10 protein-coding genes and 1 pseudogene are annotated in these 7,948 nt (G+C 44.3%); 5 read left to right on the plus strand and 6 right to left on the minus strand.

Annotated features, from left to right (window positions below; genetic code table 11):
* Positions 1-73: 73 nt before the first annotated feature.
* From WBA23_RS20385 to WBA23_RS20400, 4 genes and pseudogenes are all read right to left on the minus strand, one after another.
* Positions 74-595, minus strand: a complete 522-nt coding sequence (locus WBA23_RS20385; RefSeq protein ID WP_424584124.1) for a hypothetical protein — start codon at positions 593-595, stop codon at positions 74-76.
* A 23-nt stretch (positions 596-618) separates the two neighbouring features.
* A complete protein-coding gene (locus WBA23_RS20390) occupies positions 619-939 on the minus strand; it encodes a DUF2442 domain-containing protein (RefSeq protein WP_424584125.1) in 321 nt (106 codons plus the stop codon).
* Positions 923-1,158, minus strand: a pseudogene (locus WBA23_RS20395) (DUF4160 domain-containing protein). The gene WBA23_RS20390 and the pseudogene WBA23_RS20395 overlap by 17 nt, the downstream one beginning before the upstream one ends.
* 87 nt (positions 1,159-1,245) lie before the next feature.
* On the minus strand, positions 1,246-3,384 hold the full coding sequence (locus WBA23_RS20400; RefSeq protein WP_424584126.1) for a prolyl oligopeptidase family serine peptidase: 2,139 nt from the start codon (positions 3,382-3,384) through the stop codon (positions 1,246-1,248).
* Between the two features lie 242 nt (positions 3,385-3,626).
* On the opposite strand from WBA23_RS20400, the gene WBA23_RS20405 reads away from it, so the two are divergent.
* Positions 3,627-4,232 carry a hypothetical protein gene (locus tag WBA23_RS20405; protein WP_424584127.1) on the plus strand — a complete coding sequence of 202 codons (606 nt, stop codon included), beginning with the start codon at positions 3,627-3,629 and terminating at the stop codon, positions 4,230-4,232.
* On the opposite strand, the gene WBA23_RS20410 is transcribed toward WBA23_RS20405, so the two are convergent.
* The gene (locus WBA23_RS20410) at positions 4,222-4,455 is read right to left on the minus strand and encodes a hypothetical protein (RefSeq protein ID WP_424584128.1); all 234 of its coding nucleotides are present in this window, start codon (positions 4,453-4,455) and stop codon (positions 4,222-4,224) included. The genes WBA23_RS20405 and WBA23_RS20410 overlap by 11 nt on opposite strands.
* A 53-nt stretch (positions 4,456-4,508) precedes the next feature.
* On the minus strand, positions 4,509-5,801 hold the full coding sequence (locus tag WBA23_RS20415; protein ID WP_424584129.1) for an N-acetylmuramoyl-L-alanine amidase: 1,293 nt from the start codon (positions 5,799-5,801) through the stop codon (positions 4,509-4,511).
* A 188-nt stretch (positions 5,802-5,989) separates the two neighbouring features.
* On the opposite strand from WBA23_RS20415, the gene WBA23_RS20420 reads away from it, so the two are divergent.
* From WBA23_RS20420 to WBA23_RS20435, 4 genes are all read left to right on the plus strand, one after another.
* Positions 5,990-6,376: a carboxypeptidase regulatory-like domain-containing protein gene (locus WBA23_RS20420; RefSeq protein WP_424584130.1), complete on the plus strand. Its 387-nt coding sequence runs from the start codon at positions 5,990-5,992 to the stop codon at positions 6,374-6,376.
* Entirely contained in the window at positions 6,376-6,807 is a 432-nt protein-coding gene (locus tag WBA23_RS20425) for an acyl-CoA thioesterase (protein WP_424584131.1), read from the plus strand. Before WBA23_RS20420 ends, WBA23_RS20425 begins: the two co-directional genes overlap by 1 nt.
* Entirely contained in the window at positions 6,788-7,255 is a 468-nt protein-coding gene (locus tag WBA23_RS20430) for an LEA type 2 family protein (protein ID WP_424584132.1), read from the plus strand. Before WBA23_RS20425 ends, WBA23_RS20430 begins: the two co-directional genes overlap by 20 nt.
* A gap of 64 nt (positions 7,256-7,319) precedes the next feature.
* Positions 7,320-7,946 (plus strand): outer membrane beta-barrel protein, encoded by a 627-nt coding sequence (locus tag WBA23_RS20435; protein ID WP_424584133.1) that lies wholly within the window; start codon positions 7,320-7,322, stop codon positions 7,944-7,946.
* The last annotated feature ends 2 nt before the right edge of the window (positions 7,947-7,948 follow it).

Below are 7,948 nucleotides of genomic sequence, written 5' to 3' on the forward strand. Positions count from 1 at the left end.
CTTCCGTCGCGTAGGGTGGTTGACATGCTAATTGAAAATGGATAGTGGATAATTGATAATTCCTGTTAAGAAATTATTTGTTGGCTTTGGTGTAATCAGCGATTTCGCTATCGATATGGATACTGGTACTGCTGACAATATTGCCCTGTAGTACTTGCTGAATTTTTTTCATCTTTCCCATTACTTTGCTCTTGCTATCATCACTTAGCAGATGAACATTTTCGTCATCGAAGCGGATGTAGCCATTGTATTCTATACCGTGCTTGGTCATCGTACTAGCTCTTGAGTTTACTGCCTGGGTGTAGGGGTTCTCATTGATATACATTCCAGTAATCGCCTCAAAAGGTTGCTTCTCGCCGCGCTTAAATCCGCTAATCCAAAGATAGTCGTGGTACGTCTGCTCTACCAAATTAATAGTGAGCCGGTAGCGAGCCGTAAATGTAGTGAAACCCGCCCAGATCAGCAGTAACCCCAACCACCCCCACGGCCTAAAGTCCAGTATCAACACCAAGCCCAGAAAGAGCAAACAACCACCAAAAATCATTGCGGCAAAGGGAAAGTAGTAAGTAGTGGTGATATTAATGCGGGATTTCATCTCATAATAAATGACGTATAAAGTTAAGCAAGCAGAGGCTTATCCATGTGAGCTAATTCGTATTTCAGGAATCCGCGCAAGCTCAAGTCTTCGTCAATGTCTGGCCAGCTAATACCGATACCGTCGTTCTCAAAGTTAAGTAACTGGTTACCAGTAGCAGTTGCTAATCGCTTAAAATCGGATAAAGGGCGTTTTAAAATTTTCTTGTTATTCAGTAATACTACAATCAGGTCTAAGCTTTGATCAAACCATACCTGCTTTATCCGCAAACCTTCTTCAAAGATAAGTTGATCCAAAGGGTCGCTTGCCCGTTTGTTGACGACTTTACTATCCGAAGTACTCATACCATGCTTCTATTAATTGTTGTTGATGTTCGATCATCATCCGTTTAATCTGTTTTCGCTCCTGTTGGGTAAATCCGTAGGCATATTCTTCTTCTAACTCTGGCTCTAACCACCACTTACACGTCCACCTCCCTTTTTTACGTGAATATGACACGGTTCATAACCTTCATCAGAGTAGAAGGAAAATCTGAAGCCATTAATCATCAGTATGGTTGGCATAGCTATAAAGATAGCAATAATGTCTACTCAAAGTAGATTGCTATGACCAACTTTTTCTCTATGTTCTAAGAAAGGTATTACATGAGTTTACCTCACATGCTCCGGCATTACGTTCATGTTGTAGTAGGTGAAGGCGTATTTATCGGCCCATTCTTCAATTTGCTTGGAGGTGGGTTTGCCCGCTCCGTGACCGGCTTTGGTTTCAATGCGAATGAGTACGGGGTTTTCACCCTCGTGTTTCTCCTGTAGCGTAGCGGCAAACTTAAATGAGTGAGCGGGAACTACCCGGTCGTCGTGGTCGGCGGTAGTAACCAGCGTGGCGGGGTAGGCGGTGCCTTCTTCAATGTTATGTACGGGCGAGTAAGCGCGCAAATATTCAAACATGGCTTGGCTACTATCAGCAATACCGTAATCCGGTGCCCAGCCTGCTCCCGCAGTAAACTTGTGGTAGCGCAGCATATCCATCACCCCGACGGCGGGTAATGCTACCTGGCATAAGTCCGGGCGCTGGGTCATGGTGGCCCCAACTAGCAATCCACCATTAGAGCCTCCGGCAATAGCCAGTTTATCGGTAGAGGTGTACTGGTTTTCTTTCAAATATTCGGCGGCAGCAATAAAGTCGTCGAATACGTTTTGTTTATTCATCTGCATACCGGCTTCGTGCCATGCTTCGCCGTATTCGCCGCCACCGCGTAGGTTGGGCATGGCAAACACACCGCCGTTTTCTAGCCAGTACAAACGCACTATACTAAAGCTTGGGGTCAGGCTGATATTAAACCCTCCGTAGGCATACAGGTAGGTTGGGTTTCGCCCGTTCAGCTCCATTCCTTTGCGGTGAACGATGAACATTGGCACTTCGGTACCGTCTTTACTTTCGTAGAATACCTGCTTGGTTTCAAAGTCTTCAGGATTAATATCTAGTTCGGGCTGTTTGAACACAGTAGAATTGCCGGAAGCTACATCGTAGCTGAAAATAGTGGTAGGGTAGGTGAAGGAGGTGAAAGCATAAAATAGCGTGTTCTGATCCATTTCGCCCTGAAATCCGGCAGCGGTTCCAATGGTGGGTAGTTCTATTACTTTTTCAAAATTTCCGGCTAAGTTGTACTGTTCAATACGAGTAGAAGCATCCTTCAAATAGTTAGCAAACAGCTTACCGCCGGCAAACGAGATGCTTTGTAGTACATAGTCTTTCTCGGGCAGTACATCTTTCCAGTTTTCGGGAGTAGGCTGAGTGGCATCTACTTTTACCAATCGCTGATTGGGCGCATCCAAGTTAGTCAGAATATACAGCGTACTACCTTCGCTATGTACTACCGAATGATTGTTTTCAAAATTCTCAACAACCGGCACTATTTCACCAGTAGCCTGACGCAAATCTTTGATGTACAGTTCCCGTCCGGTAGTGCCCATCGCGGCAGTAATCGCCAGGAAGTTCTGATCTTTAGTAACCGTACTACCTACGTAGCGACGGGGCGTTTGCTCACCACCAAAAATAAGTTGATCCTCACGCTGAGGAGTTCCTAATTCATGGTAGTACAGCTTATGATTCATATTGATGCCTGAGAGGTCACTGCCTTCGGTAGGTTTATCGTAGCTGCTGTAAAAGAAGCCCTCGTTATCTTTCCAGGCAATGCCACTGAATTTCACATCGCGCAGAGTATCCTCTACAATTTCTTGCGAAGCAGCATCCATTACCAGCACCTTGCGCCAGTCGGAACCCGACTCGGAAATAGCGTAGGCTAATAACGAGCCATCTTGGGTAAAGCTCACCGTTGCCAGCGATACGGTTCCATCCGATGAAAATTGATTTGGATCTAAAAACACTTCTGGTTCAGCTTCCAGATCATCTTGCACGTACATTACACTTTGGTTTTGTAAGCCATCATTTTTAAAGAAGTAATACCGATCGCCTCTTTCAAAAGGGGTACCATACTTCTCGTAATTCCACAGCTCAGTCAGTCGCGTTTCAATAGCAGAACGATACGGAATGTTTTCCAGATAGCCTTGAGTTACTACGTTTTGCGCTTCTACCCATTCAGCGGTTTCTTCCGAACGGTCATCTTCCAGCCACCGGTAGGGATCAGACACCTCAATCCCAAAATACTCATCGGTATGTTCTACGGTTTGGGTAGGCGGATACTCTATAGTCATAGTATTAGAAGACTCTTCGGCAGTAGTGCAGGCTACGCCTGTGGTTATCAGTATTGAGAAAAATAATTGTTTCATAGTAAATCAATAACTGTGAATGTTTAAGTTAGTTGTAAATTACGATAGCGTTATAGTGCTAGGTATTATAGCACAAAGCGATAATGCTATCACTATATTTATAAATCTTTAGTTTGTGCAGAAAACTTTAAAAGACAAAAAATATAGAAATACAGTATTTTGCAGAATAAAATATCCGACACAAAAATGCTTAAACACACACCAACCATAACACAATAACCCTCAGCACTATATCTATCTGTATGTCCTTTTTTGACAAAATAGCCGAAAAATTATTTCCTGCCAAGAGCAAACTAGCTACCCAGGTGCGCGAAGTGATGCATCGTAGTGATAAAGACCAAAAAGCGTATGAGCACTGGAAGATTAATGACGAGCAAACTGAGCTACTCCAAAAAATAGCCCAGGCATATTACTACAAAAAAACGAACATCCGCTCAGATATTGATGTGCATATTCTCAATATGCCTACGGCTAACGGCTTCGCCATCACCTACCATCCTCGTATCAAAGAAAAGCACTTTCAATACGTGCTCGAATATTTGAAAGATCGAGTAATGCTACTCGGATACCGCTTGGTGAATAAAGATCGGCGTATTATAGAGAAATCGGACTACGTAGAAACCACTGAGCACTACTATCTAAAACCACCGATAACGGCTGAAAGTATTAAACAGGGCCCAATTGATCAGCAATTTGGCAATGTGTCTCTTTCGCAAGTATTTATCGATAACCGTCCCAGCTTTCTAAAGGTGCTGGTTAGTTTTTATTCCGACCGATTATATCAGGATGCCCTGCACTTTGATGATTTTGTCACTCATTTGTTCGCCACTGAGGATGCTAACAGTTGAACTGTTCGCCCGGAAGGTGTAGGGTTTTTACCTGCTGGCACAATGCGTCTTTATCGTCAAAGTCTTCTTGGGCCAACTGATCAGCTAACTTCTGTAGCTGTTGCGTGTATTCCTCGAGTGAACCATCAAAATCGCTAGCTTCGTAGCGTTCTTTAGCTGCACTCGGATTAGAAAGGTAACGGGTCAGTTGATTGATATACTCGGTCTTTTCTTGCTCATTCATTGGTAAAGTGGTTTAAACTACTTTTATCAAAGCATCTCTTTTCCATTTTGTTCTCACTCTATCAGTATCTTTCTGGTTAGTACCGCCCCAGCAGTAGTAATTCGCATAATGTACGTTCCGGCGGGTAATGTTTGCGTTTGTACGGTAAACGCTGTGGCACTTTGGCTAACTATGGGAAGTGACAAAGCTCGGCCTTGCAAATCAATAATATCTAGAAGTACGGTTGAATCCGGTTGGGGGAGAGAAACCGTTAAGGTACCATCGTTAGGAACCGGATAAATATTGAACACCTGTGTTTCCTCCCGGCAGTCTTTAGCAATCTGCTCTTCGGTACTTAACCGGATGGATTCCAGGCGAGCGTATAAATTTTCACCTGGGCATTCGGTAGCACAACCATCGCGATGACCGGCAATTACTCCTAAGTTATTATTGGTTGGATGTGAGTCCGTAGCCATTGGATCGAGTCCTTCTTTATCTAATTTCCAACTAGTTACTCGGACAATCGTAGCCAGCGCGGTATCGGTGGGTACGGCGGTATTGTAATTACCCAGCAGACAAACTCCCATCGTACCCGAATTACGACCGCAAAAGTGCGCTCCCCGAATATTATCACTAACTACGTTCTGACTACCGGCACTACGGCCTTCAAACAAGGTTCCGTCGGGGGCTACCAGAAAGTTGTACCCAATATCTGACCATTCCCGATCCTGGGTATGAAACAGATAGATATTCCGCACCACATTTTCGTAATTAGTCAATGAGTTAAACGTAGCGGAGTGGTGAATAATTATGTGGTTAACTTGGGTAGTGGCTCTTTGGTAGGTGGGAGCAGGTAAGCCCGCTCGCCACTCTTCTTGCGTTATTAACGCGGGCTTTTCGCAGAGCAGATCATCTTCGGTCAATTGTGCTTTACGTAGGGCTGGCGGGGGTGCTTTACTCGCTTGGGCGTTAAAAACCGAAATGGTGATGCTATCTTGCACTTGCCCCGTATGCAGAAGCAATTCTTGCACTGGCTGATCAAACACCAGCAGCGCGCTCTGACTATACGATAAACCTTCGGTTTCATGCTCTTCGCCAGACACCCGAAAAGTATCCTGATTAACGATAACATAAGTAGCGGACCAGTTGGTACCCAATGAAGTTCGAAAAGCCATACTGGTAAACGATGATTTTGATCGGAAATGGTAGGTTTCCACCGCTGCGACAGTTGCTACGTACTGACGGTAGTATTTTGTGGCGGACTTTGTCTCGGTTGTGGAAAGTTTTGGGTAGCTTTGGGCCCAAATTTGCAACGGAAGTAGTAGCCAAACAATAAGAAAGTTGAGTATGTGAAGTTGTTTATTCATCAAAAATTCTTTTGGTGTTATGGTGCAAGGTGTTTCAGTGTTAGAGTATTGAAGCAGTTACTTAGTGCTCAATTTAACTATAGTGTATACATCCAGCTTAATTAAAACTTTAACACTATATACTACGAACTAATTAACCTACCAAACGATTGATTATGTGGAACTATTATTTAAATAATATTCAAGCCATGTTAAAAAAAACCGTAGCCCTCACCGCCATCGTTATAATGAGCTGCCAGAGTATTCCCTCGGCCAGCGTGCCTGACGCCGACGGTAGTCCTATTCAGTTGCTAAAAACATCGTTACAGATAACCGTACGCGATAACATTGGCAACGTGGTAGAAGGGGCTGAAGTACAGCTATTTACCAGTAAAGAAGATTATCAGAAGGAAACCAATCCGGTGGGCGAAATAGCCTACACCGATGATAAGGGTCGGGCGAAGTTTGTGGGTATTGAGCCTCGCGAATACTACCTCAATGTAGAGAAAGGCGATCTTAATAACTACGGGGCCGGCATCAAAACCGACTCGCTGGTAGCTAAGCGAATGAACAAGGTAACTATTATTGTTGAGTAGTGATTTCATTAGACGATATCAATAAATTCCGCTTTCGCTTCGTTATTCAGGTACGCTACTCGGATATGGATATGCTGGGCCACGCGAATAACGCGGTGTACCTCACGTATCTGGAATTGGCTCGGATAGCTTATTTTCGGGAGATAAACGAATCAGGCTCAAAAGATGTAGCTTTGGTACTGGCTCACGCAGAGATGGATTTTAAAATTCCGTTGACACCCGGTACAAAGCCAGTAGTGCGAATGCGAACGACCCGACTCGGCAAAAGTAGCGTAACGATTGAGAACATAATTACCGATGAAGCTGATGAGCGGTTGTTCTTTTCAGCCTCTACTGTAATGGTGGCGGTTGACACCAAAACAGGTCGGCCCGTTCCAATTCCTGATAACGAAAAGCAAAAAGTAATTGCCTATGAACCGACTTTGGATTAATTGGTTAACAATAGTGGTAGTAGGGATCATAGCTGCCTCTTGCTCCGCTCCCGAAGCCCCGGATTTTAAAGGGATAGAAAACCTAAAAGTAGATGTTGAAGGATTAAACCGAGCCCGGATTAATGGTGATGCCATATTTTTTAATCCGAATAACCGCCAGATTACGTTGAAGCAGGTTGACGTAGAGGTATCAGTAGAGGGGCAGAAGGTAAAAGATATTTCCCGTGAATATGATATTACGGCTGACCCCAATAGTGAGGTAAGTGTTCCTATTGACGTAACGCTTACCCTGGAAGACCTGAACATGAATCTGCTGAGCACCGCCATGAGTATGCTCAATGGCGCCGAAAAGAAGATTCGCTACAAAGGCAAAGCTCGAGTGAAAATGTACGGGTTCTCGTTCAACGTTCCTTTCGACTACGAAGACGATGTGAATATTGCGCTTTAATTCCCCTACTTTGTCTACCGAAAGCTCAGAATAACATTCTCAGTTGCCTGGAGTTAACTAATACATGCGTACCGTACTAAAATTTGTACTAGCTTTCGGACTAATGCTTGCTATAGATCAAACCTCTTTAGCACAGTCTTTTTTCATAGTTCCTCAAGCCAGTGTCGGCTTACCAGTAAGTACCGCTCGCGACTACGCTACTCCCAGGTTGGGCTACGGTGCCCAGGTTGGCTATCGGATAGGTAACCGATGGAGTGCGGTAGCAGGTTACGATATTTATCGCTTTGAAGTGGATGCACCGCTCGACCAACTTTCCGGTACTGCCGCCACTATTTTGTCTCTTTTCGACCTACCAAACGTTCTATCATTAGATATGAATATTCAGGCTTGGAATGCAGGGTTTCGCTACGTATTACCTTACTCGGGTTTTATTCCTTTCATTGGCCTATCGGCAAGTACGAACCTTCTTGAAGCGGAAGGACTTGGTTTGAGCATATCGCGTCGCTACTGGGGGGTAGCCCCAATCATTGGAGCTGAATTACCGCTTACTGACCGTTGGAGTCTTCAAGCTGACGCCCGAGTACAAACCATATTTATTAGAGGCGACATTCCTTTTATTGAGGAAGTGGTTAAAGAGCATCTGGTTTTTATACCCGTACAAATAGGAATGGTATTTTACATAGTACAATAGAT

The organism is Tunicatimonas sp., assembly GCF_049647865.1.
Lineage (GTDB): Bacteria > Bacteroidota > Bacteroidia > Cytophagales > Cyclobacteriaceae > Tunicatimonas.